This is a genomic window from Mycobacterium sp., from assembly GCF_032159765.1.
Taxonomy (GTDB): Bacteria; Actinomycetota; Actinomycetes; order Mycobacteriales; family Mycobacteriaceae; genus Mycobacterium.
This window is the reverse complement of sequence record NZ_JAVHWM010000140.1, coordinates 26,276-51,304: the sequence shown is the minus strand read 5'-3', so window position 1 is coordinate 51,304 and position 25,029 is coordinate 26,276. Positions and strand designations below refer to the sequence as shown.

26 protein-coding genes are annotated in these 25,029 nt (G+C 64.9%); 14 read left to right on the top strand and 12 right to left on the bottom strand.

The genetic code is table 11. The features are described 5' to 3' along the window. Positions 1-298: 298 nt before the first annotated feature. A complete protein-coding gene (locus tag QOH60_RS16545) occupies positions 299-844 on the bottom strand; it encodes a CGNR zinc finger domain-containing protein (protein ID WP_526422253.1) in 546 nt (181 codons plus the stop codon). 71 nt (positions 845-915) lie between these two features. Between QOH60_RS16545 and QOH60_RS16540 the strand changes: the two genes are divergently transcribed. The 4 genes from QOH60_RS16540 (at position 916) to QOH60_RS16525 (ending at position 4,026) form a co-directional block, all read left to right on the top strand. Further along, entirely contained in the window at positions 916-1,905 is a 990-nt protein-coding gene (locus QOH60_RS16540; RefSeq protein WP_526422251.1) for an EamA family transporter, read from the top strand. A gap of 2 nt (positions 1,906-1,907) precedes the next feature. Next, positions 1,908-2,600: a cutinase family protein gene (locus QOH60_RS16535; protein WP_526422249.1), complete on the top strand. Its 693-nt coding sequence runs from the start codon at positions 1,908-1,910 to the stop codon at positions 2,598-2,600. Between the two features lie 78 nt (positions 2,601-2,678). Further along, positions 2,679-3,278: a cutinase family protein gene (locus tag QOH60_RS16530; protein WP_526422293.1), complete on the top strand. Its 600-nt coding sequence runs from the start codon at positions 2,679-2,681 to the stop codon at positions 3,276-3,278. A gap of 37 nt (positions 3,279-3,315) precedes the next feature. Beyond that, positions 3,316-4,026, top strand: a complete 711-nt coding sequence (locus QOH60_RS16525) for a cutinase family protein (RefSeq protein ID WP_526422247.1) — start codon at positions 3,316-3,318, stop codon at positions 4,024-4,026. A gap of 1 nt (position 4,027) precedes the next feature. On the opposite strand, the gene QOH60_RS16520 is transcribed toward QOH60_RS16525, so the two are convergent. Together QOH60_RS16520 and QOH60_RS16515 are read right to left on the bottom strand one after the other, a co-directional pair. Further along, positions 4,028-5,080, bottom strand: coding sequence for a polyprenyl synthetase family protein (locus QOH60_RS16520; protein WP_526422245.1), 1,053 nt, complete (start codon positions 5,078-5,080; stop codon positions 4,028-4,030). Then, positions 5,077-5,754, bottom strand: coding sequence for a hypothetical protein (locus tag QOH60_RS16515; RefSeq protein WP_526422243.1), 678 nt, complete (start codon positions 5,752-5,754; stop codon positions 5,077-5,079). Before QOH60_RS16515 ends, QOH60_RS16520 begins: the two co-directional genes overlap by 4 nt. 82 nt (positions 5,755-5,836) lie before the next feature. Between QOH60_RS16515 and QOH60_RS16510 the strand changes: the two genes are divergently transcribed. The 4 genes from QOH60_RS16510 to QOH60_RS16495 are packed head-to-tail and all read left to right on the top strand — an operon-like array spanning position 5,837 to position 13,131. Further along, entirely contained in the window at positions 5,837-7,228 is a 1,392-nt protein-coding gene (locus tag QOH60_RS16510) for a hypothetical protein (protein WP_526422241.1), read from the top strand. After that, positions 7,225-7,773: a hypothetical protein gene (locus QOH60_RS16505; protein WP_526422239.1), complete on the top strand. Its 549-nt coding sequence runs from the start codon at positions 7,225-7,227 to the stop codon at positions 7,771-7,773. Before QOH60_RS16510 ends, QOH60_RS16505 begins: the two co-directional genes overlap by 4 nt. Next, a complete protein-coding gene (locus QOH60_RS16500; protein WP_526422237.1) occupies positions 7,770-9,839 on the top strand; it encodes an FAD-dependent oxidoreductase in 2,070 nt (689 codons plus the stop codon). Before QOH60_RS16505 ends, QOH60_RS16500 begins: the two co-directional genes overlap by 4 nt. A gap of 13 nt (positions 9,840-9,852) precedes the next feature. Beyond that, on the top strand, positions 9,853-13,131 hold the full coding sequence (locus QOH60_RS16495) for an adenylate/guanylate cyclase domain-containing protein (RefSeq protein ID WP_526422235.1): 3,279 nt from the start codon (positions 9,853-9,855) through the stop codon (positions 13,129-13,131). Here QOH60_RS16495 and truA read toward each other — a convergent pair. The 8 genes from truA to infA all read right to left on the bottom strand — a co-directional run bounded on the left by truA (position 13,111) and on the right by infA (position 17,815). Further along, positions 13,111-14,007, bottom strand: coding sequence for a tRNA pseudouridine(38-40) synthase TruA (gene truA, locus QOH60_RS16490; protein WP_526422233.1), 897 nt, complete (start codon positions 14,005-14,007; stop codon positions 13,111-13,113). The genes QOH60_RS16495 and truA overlap by 21 nt on opposite strands. Positions 14,008-14,011: 4 nt before the next feature. Further along, entirely contained in the window at positions 14,012-14,683 is a 672-nt protein-coding gene (gene rplQ, locus QOH60_RS16485) for a 50S ribosomal protein L17 (protein WP_526422231.1), read from the bottom strand. 59 nt (positions 14,684-14,742) lie between these two features. Beyond that, the gene (locus QOH60_RS16480; RefSeq protein WP_526422229.1) at positions 14,743-15,795 is read right to left on the bottom strand and encodes a DNA-directed RNA polymerase subunit alpha; all 1,053 of its coding nucleotides are present in this window, start codon (positions 15,793-15,795) and stop codon (positions 14,743-14,745) included. A 77-nt stretch (positions 15,796-15,872) separates the two neighbouring features. Continuing rightward, positions 15,873-16,478, bottom strand: a complete 606-nt coding sequence (gene rpsD / locus QOH60_RS16475) for a 30S ribosomal protein S4 (RefSeq protein ID WP_526422227.1) — start codon at positions 16,476-16,478, stop codon at positions 15,873-15,875. Positions 16,479-16,491: 13 nt separating this feature from the next. Further along, entirely contained in the window at positions 16,492-16,911 is a 420-nt protein-coding gene (gene rpsK / locus QOH60_RS16470; RefSeq protein WP_526422225.1) for a 30S ribosomal protein S11, read from the bottom strand. Between the two features lie 6 nt (positions 16,912-16,917). Further along, positions 16,918-17,292, bottom strand: a complete 375-nt coding sequence (rpsM, locus tag QOH60_RS16465; RefSeq protein ID WP_526422223.1) for a 30S ribosomal protein S13 — start codon at positions 17,290-17,292, stop codon at positions 16,918-16,920. 154 nt (positions 17,293-17,446) lie between these two features. Beyond that, positions 17,447-17,560, bottom strand: coding sequence for a 50S ribosomal protein L36 (gene rpmJ, locus QOH60_RS16460; RefSeq protein WP_003879483.1), 114 nt, complete (start codon positions 17,558-17,560; stop codon positions 17,447-17,449). A 33-nt stretch (positions 17,561-17,593) separates the two neighbouring features. Further along, positions 17,594-17,815 (bottom strand): translation initiation factor IF-1, encoded by a 222-nt coding sequence (gene infA / locus QOH60_RS16455; RefSeq protein WP_003418601.1) that lies wholly within the window; start codon positions 17,813-17,815, stop codon positions 17,594-17,596. Positions 17,816-18,033: 218 nt separating this feature from the next. Here infA and QOH60_RS16450 point away from each other — a divergent pair, with 218 nt between their 5' ends. Genes QOH60_RS16450 through rfbC form a run of 6 tightly spaced genes read left to right on the top strand, consistent with a single transcriptional unit; the run spans position 18,034 to position 24,563 of the window. Continuing rightward, entirely contained in the window at positions 18,034-19,698 is a 1,665-nt protein-coding gene (locus QOH60_RS16450; RefSeq protein ID WP_526422221.1) for an NAD(P)/FAD-dependent oxidoreductase, read from the top strand. Between the two features lie 14 nt (positions 19,699-19,712). Beyond that, complete coding sequence (locus tag QOH60_RS16445; protein ID WP_526422219.1) at positions 19,713-21,209, top strand: ATP-binding protein; 1,497 nt, start codon at positions 19,713-19,715, stop codon at positions 21,207-21,209. A 29-nt stretch (positions 21,210-21,238) separates the two neighbouring features. After that, positions 21,239-22,078 carry an LLM class F420-dependent oxidoreductase gene (locus tag QOH60_RS16440; RefSeq protein ID WP_526422217.1) on the top strand — a complete coding sequence of 280 codons (840 nt, stop codon included), beginning with the start codon at positions 21,239-21,241 and terminating at the stop codon, positions 22,076-22,078. A gap of 13 nt (positions 22,079-22,091) precedes the next feature. Continuing rightward, positions 22,092-22,949: an LLM class F420-dependent oxidoreductase gene (locus QOH60_RS16435; protein WP_526422215.1), complete on the top strand. Its 858-nt coding sequence runs from the start codon at positions 22,092-22,094 to the stop codon at positions 22,947-22,949. A gap of 19 nt (positions 22,950-22,968) precedes the next feature. Further along, the gene (gene rfbB / locus QOH60_RS16430; protein WP_526422213.1) at positions 22,969-23,964 is read left to right on the top strand and encodes a dTDP-glucose 4,6-dehydratase; all 996 of its coding nucleotides are present in this window, start codon (positions 22,969-22,971) and stop codon (positions 23,962-23,964) included. Continuing rightward, positions 23,961-24,563: a dTDP-4-dehydrorhamnose 3,5-epimerase gene (rfbC, locus tag QOH60_RS16425; protein ID WP_526422211.1), complete on the top strand. Its 603-nt coding sequence runs from the start codon at positions 23,961-23,963 to the stop codon at positions 24,561-24,563. Before rfbB ends, rfbC begins: the two co-directional genes overlap by 4 nt. An 81-nt stretch (positions 24,564-24,644) precedes the next feature. On the opposite strand, the gene QOH60_RS16420 is transcribed toward rfbC, so the two are convergent. Further along, a complete protein-coding gene (locus QOH60_RS16420; protein ID WP_526422291.1) occupies positions 24,645-25,025 on the bottom strand; it encodes a hypothetical protein in 381 nt (126 codons plus the stop codon). Positions 25,026-25,029: the final 4 nt, after the last annotated feature.

Sequence of the window (25,029 nt, the reverse complement as noted above, 5' to 3'; positions counted from 1 at the left end):
CCTCCTCGAGGCTTGCTCAGCAAAACAAGTTTGTACAGTCTGCAATATCACCTCGGCGGTGCGCCGGGCTTATCGAGGAATGCTTCTCAGGCGGTTCGCGTCACCCAATGCGCTGGAACGGATCCTCCGATGTGCCATCCAGCCCCACGTTGACGATGTCGGAATCGTCAACCCATCTGATGTTGAAATATATAGGCGCCGTCCGATACAGCAGGGTGTCCTGGATGGCGAGTATTCCGCCGACAGAGGCGCAAGCTTATTTGTCGCTGCGAACCGTTACACCCCTTCACAGCAACTCTCAGCGATGGCGCTTGCGGTATGCAGCGACGTGCTGCCGGTTGCCACAGTTGCGTGTGTCGCAGAAGATTCGGGACCGGTTGCGCGACAAATCCATCACCACCGCGGTGCAGTCCGGGGCCGCGCAGAGTTTCAGCCGTCGCAGTTCGCCGACACGGATGAGGTCGGCAAGCGCCATTGCCATTTCCGCACCCATCCGCTGGGCCAACGGATCGCGCACCGACGCCAGGTGCAGATGCCATTCCGGCATCTCGGGATGACGGGTCAGCCAGGGCGATGCCCCGGTATCGGCCAGCAATGCGTTCACCTGCTCGACGGCGCGCTCCTCATCGTCGGCGCATTCCCAGATCCGGCCCAGTCGCGTCCGCAACGCGTGCACCGCCACCAGCTCTGCGTCGTCGTGGTCGCGGCGCCCTGTCCATCCGTACCCGCCCAAGTACGTGTCCAGCGCCGCCTGATCACCCAGCTGTTCGCCGTCGATGCGGTCGCTGTTGATCAGCGCACCCGCGGCGCGCAACGTGAGCTCGGTGTCATGACTGAAAAGCATTTGACTCCTGACGAGGCCGACTTGTAGCGTCAGCACCAAAGCAGATTTTACTCATTACTGAAGGGGTAGACGTGGAGGCGACGGGCACTTTCCGGCTCGGCCTCGCGTTCGCGGTCGCGTCGGCATTGTCGTTCGGGATGTCCGGACCCCTCGGCAAGGCGCTGATGCACGCGGGATGGACGCCGACCGCCGCGGTGACGGCCCGCCTGGTCGGTGGAGCGCTCGTGCTCGCGATTGTCGCGACGGTGGTCCACCGCAACTGGCTGCGGGAGGCCTTCACATACCGCAGGACAGTGCTCTTCTACGGCGTGATTCCGATCGCCGGTGCACAGCTCTGCTATTACAACGCGGTCGCTCACATGTCGGTCGGCGTGGCGCTGCTCCTGGAGTACCTGTCGCCAGTGCTGGTGGTCGGTTGGCTGTGGGCGACGACCCGGCACCGTCCCGGCAACCTCACGCTCGCCGGCGTGGCCATGGCTATCGGCGGAATCATGTTGGTGCTCAACGTATTCGCGGGTTCTCACGTAGACGTGGTTGGCGTCTTCTGGGCCTTGGCGGCCGCCGTCTGCGCGGCCTGCTACTTCGTCGTGTCGGACCGGGCGGCAGCCGACGGGACCGGGCTGCACTCGATCACGCTCGCAGCGGGCGGGCTGGTGGTCGGCGCCATCGCAATCAGCATGCTGGGCGTGTCGGGGGTGTTGCCGCTGGCCTTCACCACGCATGACACCGTCGTCGCGGGGGCAACCACGTCGTGGCTGGTGCCGGCAATCGCGCTGGCCGTCGTGCCCACTGCCCTCGCCTACACGCTGGGCATCATGGGCATCGCGAGGCTGCGACCCCGGTTCGCGTCGCTCGTCGGCCTCACGGAGGTCATGGCCGCGGTGCTGTGGGCGTGGCTCCTGGTGGGTGAAGCCATCACGGCTTCCCAGGGGATCGGCGGCATGGTGGTGCTCCTCGGCCTTGCATTGGCGCGTCATGGCGACCGCACGCAAATACTCGATGAGCTGCCGGCGCTGCCGGTGCACCCCGAGCAAACGACGGCCGCTGACCGTTCTGTGTGAAGATGGGGTGCGTGACGTTCTCCAGGATCTCGGCGGCGGTCGCGACAGCCCTCGTATCTGCCGCGTCGCTACTGGTCGCCGGGCAGCTTCCGTCGGCGTCTGCTGCCGAATGCCCCAACGTCGAGGTCGTGTTCGCACGCGGCACCGGCGAGCCTGCCGGCATTGGTCGAGTGGGCCAGGCGTTCGTCGACGCACTTCAGGGACTGGTTCCCAGCAAAACCGTCACCAGCTTTGCGGTGGACTATCCCGCTGACTATGACTTCCTCAACGCTGCTTCTGGTGCACAAGCCGCTGAAGCGCACATCCGGGCGACGTCGCAACAATGCCCGTCGACGAAGTTCGTCCTCGGCGGGTATTCGCAGGGCGCGGCGGTGATGGACATGCTCATCGGGATCCCGCCGTTGGGCAGGAAGATCGGCGCCGTCGGGGACAAATTCGGCGACATCGGCTCGGCGGCCCCGCTGTCCCCCGACTTGGCCGGATCGATCGCGGCGATTGCGGTATTCGGCAATCCGTCGACCAAGTTCAGCATTCCGGCGACCGCGGCACCCGCACCTTACGGCGGCCGCGCCATCGACTCGTGCAAGGACGGCGATCCGATCTGCTCGCGCGGTCGCAACCCGTTCGCACACAGCGGTTACGAGAGCTCAGAGTTCATTCAGCAGTCCGCAGCGTTTGTCGCTAACTTCGTTTGACCGTTCCGCGGGTTATGATTCGGCGTGACTTTTGATCTTGTACGCCGCTCGACGGTAGCGGCCGGTGCGGTCGCCGTGATGGCCTCTGCGGTAGTTGTGATTCCCGGACTCGCTCCGCTGGCGAAGGCTGATTGTCCAGACATCGAGGTGGTGTTCGCCCGTGGCACTGGAGAACCGGGCGGCATCGGGAGGGTCGGTGCCGCGTTCGCCGACTCGCTGCGCGGCAAGGTCGGTGGCCGCTCGGTGGGCACCTACGGGGTGGTTTACCCCGCGGACTTCGACTTTCTCACCGCCGCCGCCGGAGCCAACGACGCCAGCGGACACATCCAATACATGATCGGCGCCTGCCCCGGCACGCGGCTGGTGCTCGGCGGCTTCTCGCAGGGCGCGGCCGTGATTGATGTCATCAGCGCGGTGCCGTTCCCCGTACTCGGATTCAACAACCCACTGCCGCCCGATGCGCCCGACCATGTCGCGGCGGTCGCCGTCTTCGGCAACCCGTCGGCAAAAGCGGGGTTCCCGTTGACCGTCAGCCCGGTCTGGGGCGCCCGGTCTATCGACCTGTGCAACGGCGGCGACCCAATCTGCCAGACAGACGGCCAGAACATGGCCGCGCACAGCGCGTACCCGGGCGGCCGGACCAATCAGGCAGCGGGGTTCGCGGCCGGCTTGCTGTAAGGGGAACTCAGCGAGCCGCCAGCCTGCACACTTTTGGATGGCTACCATCGAAGCTGTGAGTCTTTTACCTGCCCGTCAAAGGGTGCGCTTCGGCCTCGTCGCGGTCATTGCGGCTGCGACGTTGACCGTGGCACCTGCTGCGCTGCCGTCGGGGACATTAGGGTCGGCGCCGCTGGCTGCCGCTGCGAACTGTCCGGCCGTGGAAGTCGTGTTCGCACGCGGGCGCACCGAACCACCGGGGATGGGCAAGCTCGGCAATGCATTCGTCAGCGCGCTGCGCAGCAAGACCGGAAAGAACATCGGCACCTACGCGGTCAACTACCCCGCCGACACACAGGTGGACATCGGCGCCAACGATATGAGCGGGCACATCCAGTACATGGCGGCCAACTGCCCGAACACCCGGCTGGTCCTGGGCGGATACTCGCTCGGCGCGGCCGTCACCGACGTCGTGCTGGCCGCGCCGATCGCGGCGTTCGGCTTCAAGAATCCGTTGCCGGCGGATATGGATCAGCACATCGCCGCCGTCGCACTGTTCGGCAACGGGTCTCAATGGGCGGGTCCCCTCTCTATGCTCAGCCCGGCCTACGGTGAACGCACGATCGAGCTGTGCCATGGCGCCGACCCCATCTGCAACCCGGCCGATCCCAAGACCTGGGAGAACAACTGGTCCGATCATCTCGCGAACGCGTATATCAGCGCGGGCATGCCCAACCAGGCGGCCGACTTCGTCGCGGGCCGGATTTAGGTCAGCGCCAACGCGCCCACACATAGGGCACAAGCGACCGCAGGAAGTCGAGGTCCGGCCCTGGCGAAGCGTCAGCGAACGCTTGCTCGAAGTACTCCTCGGCGACCAGCAGAATCCCTTCGGCGAAATCCGTTGTGAACGAGATGCTTCCGTAGTCGTCCATCAACCTTCTCACGGTGTGGACAAGTTCGGGCGAGCGCTCTGCGCGGGTTCGCGTCAGATAATCGCTCACCAGCGCGCGGTCGGCATCCTTCGCGGTCGACAGGAGATGGACGAGGGGCAGTGTGCGCTTGCCCTCGTAAAGATCTCCCAGGATCTCCTTGCCGTAGAGCTTCTCCTCACCAACCAGGTTGAGGAGATCGTCACGGATTTGGAATGCGGCACCGAAGTGAAATCCGAAGCGCACCAGAGGCGTCAGCTCCGCCGTGCCGCGCGAACCGACGATCGCCCCCACTCGCAGCGGATGGATGGTGGTGTACCAACAGGTCTTGTGCATGATCAGGTCGAGGTAGTCCTCGGGCCCGATGTCCTCGATATTGTCTGTCTGCCAACCGACTTCGGTCGCCTGACCTTCGAGTGTGCGCAGAGCCATGGTGTCGAATTCGCCCCAGACCAGATCGGCGAGATCGCGGTCGAGCGGCCGGGTGGCCCGGCGAAGCACCTGGCTTGCCACGATGGCGACCGCGTCGCCGGCATTGAGGGCGGCCGCCATCCCATAGGTGGCCGCCAGCGTCGGCCGGCCGCGGCGCATCTCGCTGCCGTCGGCGATGTCGTCATGGACAAGAAAGGCGTTGTGCAGCAATTCAATTGCTACGGCAATGCCTAACAGATCGTTTCCCCTCGCGCCGAACGCCCTGCCGGCCGACAGGCACAGCGCCGGCCTCAGCGCCTTGCCGGGTCGCGACGGGTACTCGCGCATCGGTCCATAAAGCCACTGGACCGGCTCACCGTCGGGCATCGCGTCGAGCATCGAGTTCCGAACCACTCTGCCGACCTCGCGCAGGCGGTCTTCGACGGCCGAAATCAGTTCTGCCTCAACGCTTGTATCGCTCACAAGTCAGCGGGTAGCACGTTAAGAACGACCGGAAGCCACGCGTCGGGATGGCGTTCCGCGAGCATCGTCGCACGGTACTTGCCGGGCCGGGCAGCCTGTGTCACGTCGACACGTACGGTGACGCCGCGACTGCATCGAGCCGGCATCGGCATTGTCTGCGGATCCAGGCTGACCGCGCTCGCCTTGATCACCTCGCCGTCGTGCCCGAGCAGGTCGCTGCAGCGCAATGAGATCTCGCCCAGTTCGTCGGGGCCGCCATTATGCAACCAGAACTCCGTCGAAGCAGCCTCACCCGGCACGGCCTCGAGAAAGAGAAGGACACGCGAGTTCTCTTGGTGAAGATCAAGTTTCACCGCGCCGGCGGACGGCGTTGGGATGCCGCGAAGCGACTCTACGAGCTGTGTGGCAACCGATTGCCACGCGGAAACAGCGCGTCCTACCCCCAGCGGTGCCGGTTCGCCGTTGGTCTGCGGCTCCGGTATCTCCGGGTCCGCGTGGTCCACGCCAGCACCGTTCTGTCCGAGCAGTCCGATCAGGCGCTCGACGACATCGGTCGCCGCACGGAATCCGCGTGCCTGGATCGTGTTGAAGGCGCGGATGTTATGAGCCGGGTCGTAGACCGCCGCCCACGGAATGTCGGCGATACTGCCGTCGTCGGTCGCGCGATCGGTCACGTCCCTCCCTCACGATTCCGTTCCGCCCGCAGCGGCCGCTGGGTATGCTGAGGTCGCAAATTATATGCGCGAGGGGGACTCGATGTCCGAGATCGCTGAGATAATGGCCTTGTTCGGCCACATCGATGAAATTGTGGGTGAACATCCCGATGACCCGAGCGTGGTTGAGACGGTCGAGCGCATGCTGCCCGGCACAACCGGCGACCAGCAAGGGTGGTACTCCCAAATCCAACGACTGTTCAGGGAGATATCCGGCAGCGAGTCGTCGGGTTTACCTGAATATGACGCCGCGGTGAACCGTCTCGCGACGCGCACCGAATCGCCTTTGCCTATCACACAACAGGCAAAGGCGAGGTATGCCGGGGTGATCCTCGTCCAGCTGCCCGGCGCCGACGATTACCGTGAACAGTTGATCAACGTCCTCGGCCTCACGGGCGAGAACCAGACGATGATCAGCGCAGCCACCGGTACCCGCATGCTCGAGCTCATCCAGGAAAGGCCGCCCAGTCACAGCACCTGGACCGAGTTCCTGCAAGAGGCGAACACGAGAGGCCTCGTCACGGACGACGAGGTCCAGATCACGGCTCCGGCCAAAGGCGAGATCCGCGTCGTCGGGGACAAGATCGCTACCCAGCTGGACGTGACTTACCTGTCGGGAAAGGATCCTCTCGGCAAGGTCAAAGAGGTCCTAGACCCGCACAACTGGCCGCACTGTTGCGACGCCTGGCAGCAAGTCACGGACGCTACCCCGAAGACGAACCTCGACGGGTGGACACGCATCTACGAGGTAATTGGGCCCGATAAGTCGCTGGTCAACCTCCATCTCACGACCCCGCTGATCTTCCACAAAGACCGAGTCGCCGGCGGCTACCTGGTCAACTACGACCTCGACACCGACCACAGGGGCACCAATTTCGACAACTTCGTGCAGGTCGACAGCGGCTTTATCTGGGCGAGGCCCCTGCCGACGACCACGATCACCGGCTCTATAGTCCAGACCAGGAAGGTGGTAGCTATCCAGGGCCTTGGCGCCTCAGCGCTGGCGATGTTCGCCTACACCATGGGGTGGTCGACCTACGGCGAGGATCTGATCCTGGGATGTTCACGGCGCCTGCCGCCTGGCGGCAGTCCATACCCCTGGGATCCTGCGGCCGACGCCGAGGTGCTCGCCGATGAGGACACGCCGACACCAATCCCGAAGATCGATGGCGAGAACCGCAAGAAGATGATCAAGAAGGCGGTCGAGGTAGCCACCAAACAGGTCGACGAGCGGGCGGCGAGGACAACCAACATTCTCACGCGGTGGCTGTCGGGCGAGCTGAAACCAGATGACCTCATAGAGATCAGCCAGGACGCCGGACGCGCCGTGGCTGCTTCGCAGATCGACCTGCACAAAGCATTTGTCGAGACGCTCGTGTCGGCGGCCGATACTGAGCCGAATACCGTTGCAGCTCGCGGGGAAGGCGAGAAATGAGCGACGGCCCGGTCAAAGTTGACCCCACGAGATACATCGAGCAGTTCTCGGCGACCCTGAAGCGGATGATCGCGCAGTCTGGTGAAGTCGCCAAACAGGCCGCGCCCGCAATTTCGGAGGGCAAATACACGGCCGAGGCATGGATCAAATCGGCAACCCAGCTGATGGACATCACAGTGATCGGCGTGCTGGAGATCACCGAGAATCTGTTGGCCGGGCCGGCGGCGCCGGCGGCGCCCACCTTCGCGGTGTCGGAGGCTTTTCGGGTTCTGAACGGCGAGGGCAAGGACCGCAGAGTCGATATCCAGCTGTCGCGCCCCGGCACGCACAACTACATCGCGCAGAGTCGTATCACCGTCGTTTCGCCGGAGGGCGCGGAGCCGACGTCAGTCGCGCAGAACACGCTCCCGGCTTCGGCAACCCATCTCACGTTCAAGGTTGATTCTTCTAATTTGCCGGGCGGCGTATACACCGGTCAGGCTGTGGTCTCTCTGCTGACGGGTGGGGTCGTCGGAGACCCGGTGGACGTCTTCATCGCCCTGTGAAACGTCCCGGCGGGAAAGTCGCCATCCTCGGCGGCGGCATGGCTGGGTTGACTGCCGCCTGGAGGCTGAGCGAGCCGGGTTGGCGCGACCGTTTCGACTCCATCACCGTCTACCAGCGCGGTTGGCGCCTCGGCGGCAAGGGAGCGTCGAGCCGAGGGCAGAACGGGCGGATCGAGGAACACGGCCTGCACATCTGGTTCGGCTACTACGAGAACGCATTCGCTCTGCTGCGCGAAAGCTACGCTGAGCTGGACAGGGCCACCACCGATCCGCAAGCACCGATCCACACCTGGGATCAGGCGATGGTTCCCGCCGACGACCTGGGTCTGGCAGAGTCGTGGGGGCCGGACTGGCTCACCTGGCTGGGCACCTTCGCCCGTAAGGAGGGCCTGCCCGGCGACCCGCGCGGCAACGGCCGCGAGATGAGCGTCGTCACCTTCATCGAACGCGCGATACAGCTGGTCTTCGATTTCGCCGAGACGCAGCGCGGCACGAGTGCCACCGGGCTTACGATGTCGACCTCCACCGACGCGCCACAGGCGCCGTCGCAGACGATGGAGGTGGTGCAGCGCGCGTTGATCGCCGCGCTGGTGGCTGCTGCGAATCCTGATGTACCACAATCTAATCCGGTGGCACTCCTGGATGCTGCGCTCGAGGCAGCTCGCAGGACAATTGATTACGACCACCACCCGGGTCACAAGCGGTCGTGGTTGCTGATCTCGTTCGTGACCGCCTCGATACGCGGCATCCTCGCCGACAATCTGGTGACGGATCCGCGGGGAATGCGGGCCATCAACGAGGAGGACTTCGCGCAGTGGATCATGCGCCACGGCGGTCATTCCGACATCCCCGAGTTCCCGTTGGTCAAGGGCCTGTACGACCTGATGTTCGGCTACGAGGACGGCGATCCCGACCGGCCCGGCGTGGCGGCAGGCACGATGCTCTTCCTGATCGGGACCGTCCTGTTCGAGTACAAGGGCGCGATCTTCTGGAAGATGACCGCAGGCATGGGCGACATCGTCATCGCTCCGCTGTATCAAGCGCTCAAGCGGCGCGGCGTGGAGTTCGAGTTCTTCCACCGCGTCGACTCCCTGCACGTCGATAGTCGTGATCAGCACATCGAGGCCATCACGATGGGACGGCAAGTGCGCCTCGCCGAAGGGCTCACGCACTACGAGCCCCTGACGAAGGTGAGAGGTCTTCCCGTCTTCCCGGTCGAGCCTATGAGTGAGCAACTCGCCGAACAAGATCGGGACTGGAAGGCGATGGAGACGTATTGGAACGACGGTGACCCCGCGGAGACGCGCATGCTGCGCCGCGGTGCCGACTTCGACCACGTGGTGCTCGCGATCTCGGTGGGGATGCTGCCCCTGGTCGCCAAGGAGTTGATCGAGAACCGGGTCGAATGGCGCGAGATGACCACGCGAGTGAGGACGGTTGCCACCCAGGCGTTTCAGCTCTGGCTCGGTCCTAACGAACCGGAACTCGGATGGCCGCAGCCCGGCGTGACGATCACCGGGTACGAGCGCCCGTTCGAGACGTGGGCCTCGATGCCCCAGACGCTGTGGGCCGAGGACTGGCCGGCACACGACCGGCCCGGCACGGTCGCGTATTACTGCGGCAGCCTCAGCGCCGCCTGGCCAACGGACGAGCGCGGCAAGGAATACGCGCTTCGGCACGAAAACCTGGTCCGCACAACGGCTACCGACTATATCGATCGATATCTCGACCTCTACTTCCCAAAAGCGTTCACCGAAAACGGCTTCGATTGGCGTCTTCTGACCGGCGCCAATGGCTGCCAGGGGGTCGATGCACTCTCCACCCAGCACGTCAGCGTGAACGTCGATCCGTCGGACCGCTACGTCCAATCGATCCCGGGAACCGATCGATTTCGCCTGCGCCCGGACGAAAGTGGCTACGACAATATGGTCCTGGCCGGCGACTGGACGGACTCGGGAATGAACGCGGGCTGCATCGAATCGGCGGTGCTGTCGGGCCTCGTGGCGGCGAACGCGGTGCTCGGCAGAAGCCGTTTTCACCGCGTGCGGGGTTTCTACCTGCCTTAGCATCGAAGACACGATGAATTCGCAGTCGCATCCAGGCAAGGCCGTAGCGCCGCACACCCCCGTCGGCTCCAGTCAGCGGCGTGCGCTCGACGAATTGCTCGACGCCGCTGTCCTTGCCATGAATCGGGGCGACCGTGCCACTGCAGACGCACTAGCAGGCCGTGTGCTGGAGGTCGACAGCGGAAACACCGAGGCCGAGGAGTTGCTGGCTGCACCGGTCGGCGGCGGTGAGATCCGGCGGATGACAATCATGTTCGCCGACATGGTCGACTCGACGGAGTTGTCCACCCGAGTCGAACCGGAGGTCTATCGCACGGTCGTCGGCCGATACCGCGATCAGGTGCGCGAGATCGTCGAACGCTACGGCGGCCATATCCCCTCCACGAAGGGAGACGGGCTGCTGGCGCTGTTCGGCTATCCCAGCGCCCACGAAGACGACGTGATTCGTGCGGTACACACCGGCCTCGAGATCACCAGTGCGGTGTCCGAGCTCAGCGAACGCGTGCGGCGCCGCTTCGGGTTCGGCATCAGCGTGCGAGTGGGAATCCACCGCGGGGTGACGTATGTCGATACCCAGCAGAACGACGTCTACGGGGTGGGGGCGAACCTCGCGGCACGAATATGCAGTCTTGCCGAACCCGACACACTCGTCGTCTCCGAGGCCGTCGAACAACTCGTCGGGAGCGGTTTCGAACTCGTGGCCAGGGCCCCGAAACCAGTGAAAGGGATTGACGAGCCCGTGGTTCACTTCCGCGTCGTCGGGGAGCGCGACGCGAGCTGGGCCCCGCGCGGGCCTCTGGTCGGCCGGGAAGCTGAGGTCGCGTACATCAAAGAGAGCTGGGAACAGGCAAGGGCTGGAACACTTCTCGTACCGGGAGTAGCGTTCCAAGGTGACGCAGGTCTCGGCAAGAGCCGACTTGCGTGGGCGGCGATCGACGTGGCCGGCGATGCCGCTGTGCTCAATCTCAATGGAACACCACTTCACGCCGACGCCGGCCTGCACCCGATACGGCGCCTGATCGAGCGCCAAAGCGGCATCTCCCGCGACACTGACAACGCTGAACGGCTGCAACAGCTCAAGCGCGAAATAGCTCGGCGCGCACTCGACGAGCCGACGATGCTGCCGTTGCTCGCGCCGGTCCTGGGTATCGCGCCCGAGAGCGGCTACGAGGGGGTGCAGGCCGAAGGGCGCAAGCTGCACGGCCAGATCGCCGACGCAGTGCACAGCTACCTGCTCGCGTGCGTCAAGCGGGGTCCCACGGTGCTGGTCGTCGAAGACATGCACTGGTTCGACGAAGACAGCGTCGCCGTCGTCAAGGCACTCCTCGAAGAGGAACTCGGGTCGGTGCTGATAGTCATGACGGGCCGTGAACGCGTCTCGCTGCCGGACACGCCGCGAGCGAAAGTATTCGAGATCAAGCCGCTGACGGACGGCGAAGCGGACCAGTTGATCGTGGCACTCAATCCAGCCATGGACGCCGAGGCTCGTCGCGTTGTGCGCCAGCGCTGCGACGGCGTCCCGCTTTATATCGAAGAGGTGGTCGAGAAGCTCGAGCATCAGGCGCGCAGCACCTCGCCCGTCGAAGTGCCCGACACGTTGTACGAGGCGTTGTTTGCGCGACTGCGGACCAGCAGTGAGGCGGTGCTGCTACTCGAGGCAGCCGCCGTGATCGGCAGGACGTTCGAGCGAAATGTGTTGCGATCAGTGGTGGATCCGAGCGTGAAGGACACCATCGACGATATCGTCAGCGACCTTGTCGCCAGCCGCGTGCTCGAACCGGTAGACCACGACAGGTGGCGCTTCCGGCACGAGCTGCTTCGCGAGGTCGCTGCAGAACTATCGCCACCAACGCGGCGGCGGCTACTTCACAGCCGCGTCGCCGACGCGCTGGTGACTGCTGCCGCTGACGGTAATCCCGGCTGGTCGGCCGTCGCCGGCCACTACGAACAGGCGCGGAGGCACGCCGACGCGGCCAGTTCTTACGAACGGGCCTCCACTGATGCGCGCCAGCGCGGCGCCCTTGCGGAGGCGCGCGCCTATCTCGGACGAGCGGTGTCGCAGATCGAGCTGGCACCGGTGGAATCCGCGCGTGACCGGCTCGAGGTCCGACTCAGATTGAGCCGCGGCTTCCTCGTCTCGGCGGTCGAGGGCGTGTCGAGCCCTGACGCCGCAGCCGATTTCGAACGTTGTCTTCATCTTTCCGGTAGCAACCTGCACGAGAACGAGGCGCTCGCGACAGTCATCGCGCTCTACGCCTACTACGCCTTGCGCGCCGATCTTCGGCATGTCCAGCAGCTTCTCGGATATCTCGACGAACTTCGGACGCACATGAGCCCCGAGAGGCAATCCCGGTTCGTTCCGTTCAGCCATGCCGCACACGGGATGCTGGCTTGGTATCGAGGTGAATTCAGCTCTGCCAAAGACAGACTGGACGCCGCGACGTCGTCTCGAACCCAAGAAAGCGCCGACGAGATCGACGCTGTGTGGTACATGCCGAACGAAGCCACGGCGTCGATCTTCACCCACGTGGCGCTTGCCGACTACGTCATCGGCGACCTCGCCGGCGCAGAGGCCGAGCTTGCCAGAACTGCGCAGCGCTGCCAAACGCTGGACTTCCCCCAAGGCGCGTTCAGTCGGGCCTATGCGCGGCAGATGGAGGTGCTGATCCGCGCCGAGGCAGGACAGTTCGAACGCGCCAAGGAGATCGCCATCACCCTGGGCGCCGACGCAGAGCAACACGGTTTCGACTCGTGGTCGATGATTTCGGCTGCCCAGCAGGCCACCGTCGACGCGATGGCATTTCTCGCCACCGGCGAGGCCGCGGACGCGAGGAACGAGAAGAAGGTTGACGCGGCGACCGCACAGGCGCACCTGGCGACCGTCAAAGTCTTCGTGGACATCTGGCGCGCTCTCGAGGTCAAGTGCCTCATCACGTTCTACGACGCAGTGCTCGCGAGGCTTGCGATCGCGGCGGGTGATGCGGCGCAAGCGCGAGAACGCGTCGACACGGCCCTGGAGTTGGCGACGGACACCGAGATGTCGTTCTACGACACCGAACTTCTTCGCATCCGGGCGCAGACGCACGACGACGATGACCTACGTCGCGCCGACCTTCGCGCCGCGATCGAGTTGGCACGCACGCAAGGCGCGGTAATCTTCGAATTACGATCTGCTGCACAATATTTCGAGCTGACTGGCGAGCGCGATCCGTTGGTGGAGGCGATTGGCCGTTTTCCCGAGGACAGCAGGTGGCCCGAACTGGCGCGTGCGTCAGCTCTTCTTGATGCGTAGATCACGGGTGACCTCGACCCGCGCTGCGAGCTGGTCGTCCGGCGGGTAGTCGATACCGACCAGCGTGAGACCACGGGCAGGCGCGGCGGCGAACGCGCTCGACCGCTGCGTCGCATCGAGAAGCGCAGCGCACCATTGAGCGTCGCGACGACCGTCGCCGACCGCGAGCACCGCGCCGACGAGTGAGCGCACCATCGACCAGCAGAACGCGTCGGCACTCACGTGCGCGGTGATCAGATCGCCATCCCGATCCCACTCCATCCGCTGTAGGTCGCGGATCGTCGTACCGCCAGGGCGCTGCCGGCAGAAAGCCGCGAAGTCATGCAGTCCCACAAGGCTTTTCGATGCGGCCGTCATCGCATCGACGTCGAGCGGACGTGGCCAGGGCGTCACATATCGCGACGACATCGGATCGACGCCATACGGTGCCGTCGACAGCCGATATACGTAATGGCGGCGCAGTGCCGAGAATCTTGCGTCGAATCCCGTTGGCGCACGGACAACGTCGCGCACCCGGACATCGGCGGGCAGAAACCTCGCAAGCCGTCGGACGAGCGGCAGAAATTCCGGGGTGTCCGAGTGGGGCCGCGCATGAACCAACGTCGCCGCCGGCACGTCGACATGCGCGACCTGACCCGTCGCGTGCACACCCGTGTCGGTACGGCCCGCCGCGAACAACCGCACCGGCGTGCGAAACACCGTCGTCAGCGTCTCCTCGAGCACGCCGGCAACCGTCCGTTGGTCCTCCTGGAGCGCCCAGCCCGCGAATTCGGTTCCATCGTAAGCAATGTCGAGCCGCAGACGGACGGGGCGAGCGGAGCGACGGGAAGGATCAACGAGCCCGCCACCGTCTCCGATGGCGGGCTCGTCGTTCATGTCCTTAGGACTTGTCGGCTTCGTCGCTTTCCTCGGCCTCTTCGACCTCGTCGGCGGCTGTTGGCTCCTCGGTCAAGACCTCGTCGGCAGCCACCGCGGTCTGCGCGTCAGCGATGCCCTCGTCCTCGGCTTCGACCTCGGCGAGGGTTGTCCCGTCCTCGGCCAGCGCCTCGTCGGCCTCATCGACCGTCGGACCCTCGGCCGCCCCGGGCTCGACCGCCGCTTGTGGCGCAGCGGCCGCAGCCACCGGAGCCGCCTTCTTGGCCGCCGCCTTCGACGCCCCCGCTCGCCTGGCGCGGTTGGCCTCGTCGGTGACGGTCTTCTCCCGCACCAGCTCGATCACGGCCATCGGGGCGTTGTCGCCCTTGCGGGCTTCGACCTTGATGATCCGCGTGTAGCCGCCGTTGCGATCGGAGTAGAACGGGCCGATCTCCGCGAACAAGGTGTGCACCACGTCCTTGTCGCGGATCTTCTTGAGCACCTCACGCCGGTTGTGCAACGTGCCCTTCTTGGCGTGGGTGATCAGCTTCTCGGCGTACGGCCGCAGCGCCCGGGCCTTCGTCTCGGTGGTCTTGATCCTGCCGTGCTCGAACAGCGACGTGGCCAAGTTGGCCAGCAGCGCCTTCTGGTGCGAGGACGACCCGCCGAGGCGAGGGCCCTTTGTGGGCTTGGGCATTGCGACTATCTCCTAATTGGGGCCGGTCCCCGTATCAGGTAGGACCGGGACGGAATTCTTTACAGCTGTTCGGTTTCGGCGTAATCCTGGTCGTTGTCCATGTCGTACGACACATCCCCGTGCCAGGTGCCTGTGGCGGCGTCGTACCCGGCAACCTCGGACGGGTCGAACCCGGCCGGGCTGTCCTTGAGCGACAGGCCGAGCTGGTGAAGCTTCACCTTGACCTCGTCGATCGACTTCTGGCCGAAGTTGCGGATGTCCAACAGGTCGGACTCCGTACGGGCGACGAGCTCGCCGACCGTGTGGATCCCCTCGCGCTTGAGGCAGTTGTACGACCGCACCGTGAGGTCCAGGTCGTCGATCGGCAGAGCGAACGACGCGATGTGGTCGGCCTCGGCCGGCGACGGTCCGATCTCGATCGCATCTGCGTCGACATTGAGTTCGCGTGCCAGACCGAACAACTCGACGAGCGTCTTGCCCGCCGACGCCAGCGCGTCACGCGGACTGATCGAGTTCTTGGTCTCGACGTCCAGGATCAGCTTGTCGAAGTCGGTGCGCTGCTCGACGCGGGTGGCCTCGACCTTGTAGGTCACCTTTAGCACCGGCGAGTAGATCGAATCGACCGGAATACGGCCGATCTCGGCGCCGGACGCCTTGTTCTGCACCGCGGGCACGTAGCCGCGACCGCGCTCGACGACGAGTTCGACCTCGAGCTTGCCCTTGTCGTTCAGCGTCGCGATGTGCATCGACGGGTTGTGCACCGTGACCCCGGCAGGCGGCACGATGTCACCGGCGGTGACGGCACCTGGACCCTGCTTGCGCAGGTACATCGTCACGGGCTCGTCTTCCTCCGAAGAGACGACGAGGCCCTTCAGGTTGAGGATGATGTCGGTGACATCCTCTTTGACGCCCGGCACGGTGGTGAACTCGTGCAGCACGCCGTCGATGCGGATGCTGGTGACAGCCGCACCCGGGATCGACGAGAGCAACGTCCGGCGCAACGAATTGCCAAGGGTGTAACCGAATCCCGGCTCCAGCGGCTCGATGACGAACCGCGACCGATCGTCGGCGACGACCTCTTCGCCCAGTGTGGGTCGCTGAGAAATCAGCATGTGTTTCTTTCCTCCTTCACGGCATCCGCTATTTGATGCCGCGTGTCCCGGCCGTCATCCGGACGGCCGAGAAGTCTTTACTTCGAGTAGAACTCGACGATGAGCTGCTCGGAGAGCGGCACGTCGATCTGCGCGCGCTCGGGAAGCTGGTGCACCAGGATGCGTTGACGCTCCCCGACCACCTGCAGCCAGCTGGGCATCGGCCGCTCCCCCGCGGTCTCCCGCGCGATCTGGAACGGCACGGTGTTCAGCGAGGTGTCGCGGACGTCGATGATGTCGTACTGCGCCACCCGGTAGCTGGGCACGTTGACCTTCACGCCGTTGACCGTGAAATGGCCGTGGCTGACGAGCTGGCGCGCCATCCGCCGCGTGCGGGCCAGCCCGGCGCGGTATACGACGTTGTCGAGCCGGCTCTCCAGAATCTGGAGCAGGGCCTCGCCGGTCTTGCCTCCGGAGCGGTTCGCTTCCTCGTAGTACCTGCGGAACTGCTTCTCCATCACCCCGTAGGTGAAGCGTGCCTTCTGCTTCTCCTGCAGCTGCTGGCGGTATTCGCTCTCCTTGATCCGCGCGCGGCCGTGCTGGCCGGGCGGGTACGGACGCTTTTCGAACGACTGGTCACCACCGACGAGGTCGACGCCGAGGCGACGCGACTTGCGGGTGACGGGTCCGGTGTAACGAGCCATGAACGTTCTCCTCCTAGACCCTGCGGCGCTTCGGCGGACGGCAGCCGTTGTGCGGCTGCGGGGTGACGTCGGCGATCGCGCCGACCTCGAGGCCTGCGGCCTGAAGGGAGCGGATCGCGGTCTCCCGGCCCGAGCCGGGACCCTTGACGAACACGTCGACCTTGCGCACGCCGTGCTCCTGGGCCTTGCGAGCGGCGCTCTCGGCGGCCAGCTGCGCGGCGAACGGGGTGGACTTACGCGAGCCCTTGAACCCGACATTGCCCGACGACGCCCACGCGATCACGTTGCCCTGCGGGTCGGTGATCGACACGATCGTGTTGTTGAACGTGCTCTTGATGTGAGCAGCGCCGTGCGGGACGTTCTTCTTCTCCCGGCGACGGCCCTTCTGCTGCCCCTTCTTGGGGGCGGCGGCTGCCTTTTTTGCTGGTGGCATTCGGGGTTACCTGGCCTTCTTCTTGCCGGCGATGGTGCGCTTGGGGCCCTTGCGGGTACGCGCGTTGGTCTTGGTCCGCTGGCCGCGCACCGGGAGACCGCGGCGGTGCCTCAGGCCCTGGTAGCAGCCGATCTCGATCTTGCGACGGATGTCGGCCTGCACCTCGCGGCGCAGATCGCCCTCCACCTGCAGATTGCCCTCGATGTAGTCGCGCAGCTGGGTCACCTGATCGTCGGTGAGGTCCTTGGTGCGCATCTCCTTATCGATGCCGGTGGCGGCAAGGATTTCGTTGGAGCGCGTACGGCCGATGCCGTAGATATAGGTCAGCGCGACCTCCATGCGCTTATCGCGCGGCAGGTCGACGCCCACTAGTCGGGCCATGGGTGTGCCATTCCTCTTTTACTCTGCGGAGGTCTGATCCCAGCCCGTCCCGGTGAGCCTTGCGGTTCGTCGGGGTCCGGCCTCCGTTCCGGACGTATGTGAGCAGCCAATCTGCTCAGTGGTGCTGGGAGGTCTGCATTCAGTTGTGGGGTGCCTACCCCTGGCGCTGCTTATGGCGCGGATCGGAGCAGATCACCATGACCCGCCCATGCCGGCGGATCACCCTGCACTTGTCGCAGATCGGCTTCACGCTCGGGTTGACCTTCACGACTTTTCGATCCTGTTCTGTCTAGCTCTTTGCTTACTTGTACCGGTACACAATGCGACCGCGGGAAAGGTCGTACGGAGACAACTCCACGACCACGCGGTCCTCGGGCAGGATGCGGATGTAGTGCTGCCGCATCTTGCCGCTGATGTGGGCGAGCACCTTGTGACCGTTCTCCAGCTCAATGCGAAACATCGCATTGGGCAGGGGCTCGACCACCCGGCCCTCAACCTCTATGGCGCCGTCTTTCTTTGCCATTAACCTCTCGCGATTCGTTACTTTCTGCGATGAGCACTCATGCGAAGAGCCTCATCCTTGGCACAGCTTCGCCCGACTACAAAACGTGAGCGGAAAGGGAGAAATTCCAGGGCACGCAAGAGCCGGCGCGAGATGCCGCACCGATGCCCAACAATACCTGTTTATGCTGCCCAGGCCAAAATCACGGCGGTTGCGCGACGGGAGCATACTTAGCACCGATGAACGCGCCCGCGTCCCAGCCCCGTAAACCGGTAATCATCAGCGTCGACGACGATCCCGCGGTCTCCCGCGCGGTTGCCCGCGACCTCCGGCGACACTACGGGGAGAGATACCGCATCGTCCGCGCCGAATCAGGCCCCGATGCGCTCGAAACCCTCAACGAACTCAAGCTGCGCGGCGACACCGTCGCGGTGTTCGTGGCCGATTACCGCATGCCGGGAATGAGCGGCATCGAGTTCCTCGAAGAAGCGATGGACGTTTATCCCCTCGCCCGTCGCGTGCTGCTGACCGCCTATGCGGACACCACCGCCGCGATCGAGGCCATCAACGTCGTCGACCTCGACCACTACCTGCTCAAGCCCTGGGATCCGCCCGAGGAGAAGCTCTACCCGGTGATCGACGGGCTGCTGGAGGCGTGGCACGCGGCGGGTGACCGGGTCATCCCCCACACCAAGATCATCGGGCACCCGTGGAACGCCCGCTCGTCGGAGGTTCGCGAGTTCCTTGCCCGAAACCGGTTGTACTACACGTGGTTTCGTGCCGACGAGCCCAAAGGCACTCAGCTGTTGGAGGCGGCGGGACAGGACGGGCTGACGCTACCGGTGGTCATCACCGAGCAGGGCGAGACGCTCATCGACCCCACCGACACGGAGTTGGCCGCGACGCTGGGCCTGACGACCACTCCGTCGGAGGACTTCTACGACCTCGTGGTGATCGGCGGCGGCCCGGCGGGCCTCGCTGCCGCGGTCTACGGAGCGTCTGAGGGGCTCAAGACCGTCCTCATCGAGCGCACCGCGACAGGCGGGCAGGCTGGGCAGAGCTCCCGGATCGAGAACTACCTGGGCTTCCCCGACGGGCTGTCGGGCTCGCAGCTTGCCGAGCGCGCCCGCAGGCAGGCCGAGAAATTCGAGGCCGAACTCATCACAGCCGCCGAGGTGACGGGCCTCGACATCGACGGCTCGGCCCGGACGGTGCAGCTGTCCGACGGCCGGGCGATCGGCGCGCGAGCGGTAATCCTCGCGATGGGTGTCGAATACCGGCAGCTACCCGCCGACGGCTGCGACATCCTCACGGGTGCGGGCGTCTACTACGGCGCCGCCGCGTCGGTGGCCGGTGATTGCGACAACGACGAGGTCTACGTGATCGGCGGGGCCAACTCCGCCGGGCAGGCCGCGATGTTCCTGTCCCGGACGGCGAAATCGGTGAGCATCGTCTGCCGGCGCACACTCGAGGATTCGATGTCGTACTACTTGATCCAGCAGATCAGGGGGAACGAAAAGATCCGCGAGCTGCCGCACACGGGCGTGCACGCGGTCAAGGGCGACGGGCATCTCGAGAGCATCTGCCTGGAAAACCTGGAGACGGGCGAGCGCGAGGAGCACAACTGCGGGCGCATGTTCATCTTCATCGGCGCTGAGCCTCGCACCGATTGGCTCGACGGCATCGTGGTCCGCGACGACCATGGGTTCATCGTCGCTGGGCCCGACCTGCGCGACATCTCGGGTTGGGCGCTCGACAGGCCGCCGCACCACCTGGAAACAAGTGTGCCGGGTGTGTTTGTTGCAGGGGACGTGAGGTTTCAATCGGCGAAGCGGGTCGCCGCGGCCGTCGGCGAAGGGTCGATGGCCGTGATGCTCGTGCACCGCTATCTGGCCGAGTCCTAGGAAGAGGTGCTGCGATGGGGTCCAACGGCGAAACGTGCGTGCCCGACGAGTTGAGGACGCTGTTCCTGTTCGAGGCATTGTCCGAACGACAACTGCAGACTCTATGCGAGAACGGGCACATCGAGACGTTCGAACCCGGGCCGATCGTCACTGAGGGCGACCCCGCTACCTGCTTCTACGTGATGTTGGACGGCGAGTTGGTGATGTCCAAGCGCTCAGGCGGCGTCGACATCATCACCAACCGCACCTCACAGCGCGGCGTCTACTGCGGCGCGTGGTCGGCCTACATTCCCGATGAGGAACATATCTACGAGGCGTCGGTTCGCGTGACCAAGCCGTCGCGGTTCTTCGTCCTGGACGCCGACGCTTTCGCCGACTTCATGAAAACCCAGTTCCCGATGGCAGTCCACTTGCTGGAGGGACACAAGGTCGGCGGCCTGCGGCAGCGTCAGCTCATCGACCAGCGCGAGAAACTGCTGGCGCTGGGAACGATCACCGCCGGTCTCACTCATCAGCTCAACAATCCCGCCGCAGCGACCGCGCGGGCGGTGGCTGACTTGCGCGAGGGCGTCGGCAAGATGCGACACAAGCTCGGAATGCTCGCCGACGGCAAGTTCAGTCCGGAGGCACTGCGGGTTCTGATCAGCATCCAGGACGAGGTTGCCGAGCAGGTGGCCAAATCGAAGGCTCAGGAGCTCACCGCGCTCGAATCGTCAGACCGCGAGGACCAGCTCGGCGATTGGCTCGAGGACCACGGCATCAGCAGCGCCTGGGATTACGCGCCCACCTTCGTCGAGGCGGGTCTGGACATCGACTGGCTCGAGCGGGTCTCGGCGTCGGTCGACGAGGTCGATGCGACCGCGTCATTGCAGGGCGCCATCGGATGGCTGAAATACACGATCGACACCGAGCAGCGGATGAGCGAGATCGCAGAAGCCAGCAAGAGAATCTCGGCGCTGCTGGCAGGCGCCAAGCAGTACTCGCAGATGGATCGCGGGGAATACCAGGCGTCCGATGTTCACGACTTGCTGAAGAGCACGCTGATGATGTTCGGCGACCGAATCGGCAAGGACGGCAAGGGCATCAAAGTCGTGAAGGAGTTGGATCGGTCGTTGCCCAAAATCCTCTGCTACCCAGGCGATCTCAATCAGGTGTGGACGAATCTGATCGACAATGCATTGCAGGCGATGGGCGCCACCGGCACATTGACATTGCGCACCATGGCGGCCGGTGACGGCATGATCCGGGTCGAGATCGGCGACGACGGCCCCGGTATCTCCCAAGAGAACATCGACAGGATCTTCACACCGTTTTTCACCACCAAGCCTGTCGGTGAAGGCACCGGGTTGGGCCTCGACTTGGCGTGGCGCATCGTCGTCGTCAAACACCACGGCAATCTGCGCGTGGAGTCCAAACCCGGCGATACCCGATTCATCGTGACGCTGCCGCTGGAGGCTCCGGCGCCCGAAGCGTCCACACCGATTGAGATCTCCCCCGCCGCAGCGGAATAGTCACCGCCGACCACGAAGTTGGAGCAGACATGACGGATGCACCTGACTTGGGCAAGTTCGGATCGTTTGGCCGGGGCGTCACTCCCGACCAGGCGAAGGAAATCGAGGCGCTGGGTTACGGCGCCGTCTGGGTAGGCGGGTCTCCGCCTGCGGAATTGGAATGGGTCGAGCCGATCCTTGAAAAGACCACCACCCTGAAGGTCGCGACAGGCATCGTCAACATCTGGACAGCCGCCGCAGGTCCTGTCTCGGAGTCATTCCACCGCATCGAAAAGGCTTATCCCGGGCGGTTTCTGCTCGGCATCGGAGTGGGGCACCCCGAAGCGCATACCGAGTACCGCAAGCCGATCGACGCGCTGAACGATTACCTCGACAAGCTCGACGAATACGGGGTGCCCAAGAACCGCCGCGTGGTCGCCGCGCTCGGGCCCAAGGTGCTGAAGCTGTCCGCCAAGCGCAGCGCCGGCGCGCACCCGTACCTGACCACGCCGGAGCACACTGCTCAGGCCCGCGAGATCATGGGCCCGTCGGCGTTCCTCGCCCCCGAGCACAAGGCGATCCTGACCACCGACGCCGACAGAGCGCGGGAGGTCGGGCGCAAGGCGCTGGCCGTTTATCTGAATCTCACGAACTACGTCAGCAACTGGAAGCGGCTGGGCTTCACCGACGAGGACGTCAAGGCACCCGGCAGCGACAAGCTCGTCGACGCGACGGTCGCGTACGGTACTCCCGAGCAGATCGCGAAGCGCCTGAATGAGCACATCGCGGCCGGCGCGAATCACGTCCCGGTCCAGATTCTGGGTAATCAAGACCAGTTGATTCCCGCGCTCGCTGAGCTGGCAGGCCCACTGGGCTTGACCGGCTCCTGATCGAGAGGCATTCATGACCGACCCCTCGCTGCTCAAGCCAGACGTCGGCCGCTACGGCGTGTGGATAGGCGGTGCGCCGAAACCCGAGCAGGCGGCCGAGATCGAGAAGCTCGGCTACGGCGCGATCTGGGTGGGCGCGTCGCCGCCTGCCGACTTGGCGTTCGCCGAACCGATCCTCGACGCCACCGAGAGTCTGACGCTGGCTACAGGGATCGTGAACATCTGGTCCGCCAAGGCAGCCGAAGTCGCCGATTCCTATCACCGTATCGAAAACGATTATCCCGGAAGGTTTCTGCTCGGCGTCGGCGTGGGCCATCCCGAACATACCGACGATTACCGCAAGCCCTATGACGCTCTGGTGGAATACCTCGACGCTCTCGACAACTGCGGGGTACCCACGAGCCGGCGCGTGGTGGCCGCGCTCGGGCCCAAGGTGCTGAAGCTCGCCGCGCAGCGCAGCGCGGGTGCGCACCCGTATCTGACTACCCCCGAGCACACCGCGCAGGCCCACGAGCTGATCGGGCCGTCGGTGTTCCTTGCGCCTGAGCACAAGGTGGTGCTGAGCACGGACGCCCAGGACGCGCGCGAGATTGGACGCAAGGTGGTGGACTTCTACCTCGGGCTGAGCAATTACGTGAGCAACTGGAAGAGGCTTGGGTTCACCGACGATGACCTGGCGAAACCCGGCAGCGACAAGTTCATCGACGCCGTCGTGGCCTACGGAACACCCGAGGCGATCGCCGCGCGGCTGGGCGAGCATCTGCACGCAGGCGCCGACCACGTCGCGATCCAGGTTCTTGGCGGGTCCGACAAGCTGATTCCGGTGTTGACGGAGCTGGCCGGGCCATTGGGTCTGAAAGACGGCAACTGACACCGGATATTGTTTGCCGATGCGGCTGTTGGTGACGGGCGGCGCCGGGTTCATCGGCGCCAACTTCGTGCGGGCCACGCTGCGCGAGCGCGGTGACGCCGCGATCACTGTGCTGGACGCGTTCACCTACGCGGGAAGCAGTGAGTCGCTGGCCGACGTCGCCGGCTCCGTCCGCGTCGTCGAGGGTGACATCACCGACACCGGCCTGGTCTCAGAACTCGTCGGCGACGCGGACGTCGTCGTGCACTTCGCCGCCGAGACTCACGTCGACAACGCGCTCGACGATCCCGAGCCGTTCTTGCGCAGCAATGTTCTCGGCACGTTCTCGGTGCTGGAGGCGGTGCGACGGCACGGTGTCCGGCTGCATCACGTCTCCACCGACGAGGTGTACGGCGAGCTTGCGTTGGACGACCGGCGCAGGTTCACCGCCGATACCCCGTACAACCCGTCCAGCCCGTACTCGTCGACCAAAGCGGCCGCCGACATGCTGGTGAGGGCCTGGGTGCGGTCCTACGGAGTGGCCGCGACAATCTCCAACTGCTCCAACAACTACGGCCCGTATCAGCACGTCGAGAAGTTCATCCCCCGCCAGATCACCAACGTGCTGACCGGGCGCCGCCCGAAGCTGTACGGCACCGGGGCCAACGTCAGGGACTGGATTCACGTCGACGACCACAACGGCGCCGTCTGGCGCATCATCGAGGAGGGGAAGCCGGGTCGGACATACCTGATCGGTGCGAACGGCGAGCTGGACAACCTTTCGGTGCTGAGAATGATTCTTCGTGAGATGGGTCTCGAACCAGACGATTTCGACCATGTGACCGACCGCGCAGGCCATGATCTGCGGTACGCCATCGATCCGACGGCCATGCAGCACGAGTTGTCTTGGAAGCCGGTGCATTCCGACTTCGCCGCCGGCCTGCGCGCGACGATTCAGTGGTACCGCGAGAACGAGGACTGGTGGCGGCCAATGAAAGACACCGTGGAGGAACGATATTCCAGGCGGGGTCAATGACCGTTCGGGATCTCGGCATCTCCGGGGCATGGGAGATCACCCCCGATCAGCATCGCGACGATCGCGGGCTGTTCTACGAATGGTTCACCCAGCGCGAGTTCACCGCAGTCACGGGATACCGGCTGGACATCCACCAAGCCAACTGCTCGGTGTCGGATACCGGGGTCCTGCGCGGAATGCATTTCGTCCAGGTGCCGCCGGGGCAGGCGAAATACGTAACCTGTGTGCGCGGCGAGCTGTTCGATGTCGTGGTCGACGTCCGTGTGGGCTCACCGACGTACGGGCGCTGGGTATCCACGACGCTGGACGACCGCGACCGCCGATCGGTATACATCGCCGACGGCCTGGCGCACGGTTTCTATGCCCTGCAAGACAATACGACGGTCGCGTACCTGTGCTCGACGCCCTACACCCCGGACCGGGAGCACACCGTCAACGCATTGGATCTGCAGCTGGCCATCGACTGGCCGGTCACCGAGGACGTGGTGATGTCAGAACGCGACCGCGCCGCGCCGACGCTCGAGCAACTGCGTGAGGCTGGTGTCCTGCCGACCTGGGAGGAGAACCAGGCCTACGTCGCCGGGCTGCGCGAGGGGTGAACCGCGCCACCACACGCGCCGAGATCGGCGTTGATGCACACTTTTTCGTGGATCCCGTGCATTAACCCTGATCTCGCCGGACTACTGAGGTTGACCAACCCGCCGCAACCGCGGCGCCAGCCAGATCGCCCACAGCGCCACGGTCACTGCCTCCGCCGCCACGCTGATAGCCGCGTGCGGGGCGGGTTCCCATCCGACTTCTGTGAAGCCGAACAGGCCGACCGTCCGCGACAACGCAAAAGCCACAAGCGAACCCGCCGACAGCGCGGCTCCAGCCCACCGCAGCCACCCTGGACCGCCAACCGCGAGCAGCACCGCCACCGCTAGGCACGCGCTGGCCTGGACCAGGAACGCCGGGCCGATGTTCGGGATGAAGCGGTAGCCGTGGATGAACAGATACGCGTGGCTGACGCCGCTGACCGCAAGTGATGCGGCGATGCCCAGCCTCAATGCAGGATCGATGAGT

Excerpts from the sequence above, each read along its gene's own strand:
- rfbB (WP_526422213.1), top strand. The coding sequence starts at position 22,969 with ATGCGGCTGTTGGTGACGGGCGGCGCCGGGTTCATCGGCGCCAACTTC.
- QOH60_RS16525 (WP_526422247.1), top strand. The coding sequence starts at position 3,316 with ATGGCTACCATCGAAGCTGTGAGTCTTTTACCTGCCCGTCAAAGGGTG.
- QOH60_RS16530 (WP_526422293.1), top strand. The coding sequence starts at position 2,679 with ATGGCCTCTGCGGTAGTTGTGATTCCCGGACTCGCTCCGCTGGCGAAG.
- truA (WP_526422233.1), bottom strand. The coding sequence starts at position 14,007 with ATGAACGACGAGCCCGCCATCGGAGACGGTGGCGGGCTCGTTGATCCT.
- QOH60_RS16440 (WP_526422217.1), top strand. The coding sequence starts at position 21,239 with ATGACGGATGCACCTGACTTGGGCAAGTTCGGATCGTTTGGCCGGGGC.
- infA (WP_003418601.1), bottom strand. The coding sequence starts at position 17,815 with ATGGCAAAGAAAGACGGCGCCATAGAGGTTGAGGGCCGGGTGGTCGAG.
- QOH60_RS16435 (WP_526422215.1), top strand. The coding sequence starts at position 22,092 with ATGACCGACCCCTCGCTGCTCAAGCCAGACGTCGGCCGCTACGGCGTG.
- QOH60_RS16445 (WP_526422219.1), top strand. The coding sequence starts at position 19,713 with ATGGGGTCCAACGGCGAAACGTGCGTGCCCGACGAGTTGAGGACGCTG.
- QOH60_RS16450 (WP_526422221.1), top strand. The coding sequence starts at position 18,034 with ATGAACGCGCCCGCGTCCCAGCCCCGTAAACCGGTAATCATCAGCGTC.
- rfbC (WP_526422211.1), top strand. The coding sequence starts at position 23,961 with ATGACCGTTCGGGATCTCGGCATCTCCGGGGCATGGGAGATCACCCCC.
- rpsD (WP_526422227.1), bottom strand. The coding sequence starts at position 16,478 with ATGGCTCGTTACACCGGACCCGTCACCCGCAAGTCGCGTCGCCTCGGC.
- rpsK (WP_526422225.1), bottom strand. The coding sequence starts at position 16,911 with ATGCCACCAGCAAAAAAGGCAGCCGCCGCCCCCAAGAAGGGGCAGCAG.
- QOH60_RS16480 (WP_526422229.1), bottom strand. The coding sequence starts at position 15,795 with ATGCTGATTTCTCAGCGACCCACACTGGGCGAAGAGGTCGTCGCCGAC.
- rpsM (WP_526422223.1), bottom strand. The coding sequence starts at position 17,292 with ATGGCCCGACTAGTGGGCGTCGACCTGCCGCGCGATAAGCGCATGGAG.
- QOH60_RS16545 (WP_526422253.1), bottom strand. The coding sequence starts at position 844 with ATGCTTTTCAGTCATGACACCGAGCTCACGTTGCGCGCCGCGGGTGCG.
- QOH60_RS16510 (WP_526422241.1), top strand. The coding sequence starts at position 5,837 with ATGTCCGAGATCGCTGAGATAATGGCCTTGTTCGGCCACATCGATGAA.
- QOH60_RS16505 (WP_526422239.1), top strand. The coding sequence starts at position 7,225 with ATGAGCGACGGCCCGGTCAAAGTTGACCCCACGAGATACATCGAGCAG.
- QOH60_RS16535 (WP_526422249.1), top strand. The coding sequence starts at position 1,908 with ATGGGGTGCGTGACGTTCTCCAGGATCTCGGCGGCGGTCGCGACAGCC.
- QOH60_RS16495 (WP_526422235.1), top strand. The coding sequence starts at position 9,853 with ATGAATTCGCAGTCGCATCCAGGCAAGGCCGTAGCGCCGCACACCCCC.
- rplQ (WP_526422231.1), bottom strand. The coding sequence starts at position 14,683 with ATGCCCAAGCCCACAAAGGGCCCTCGCCTCGGCGGGTCGTCCTCGCAC.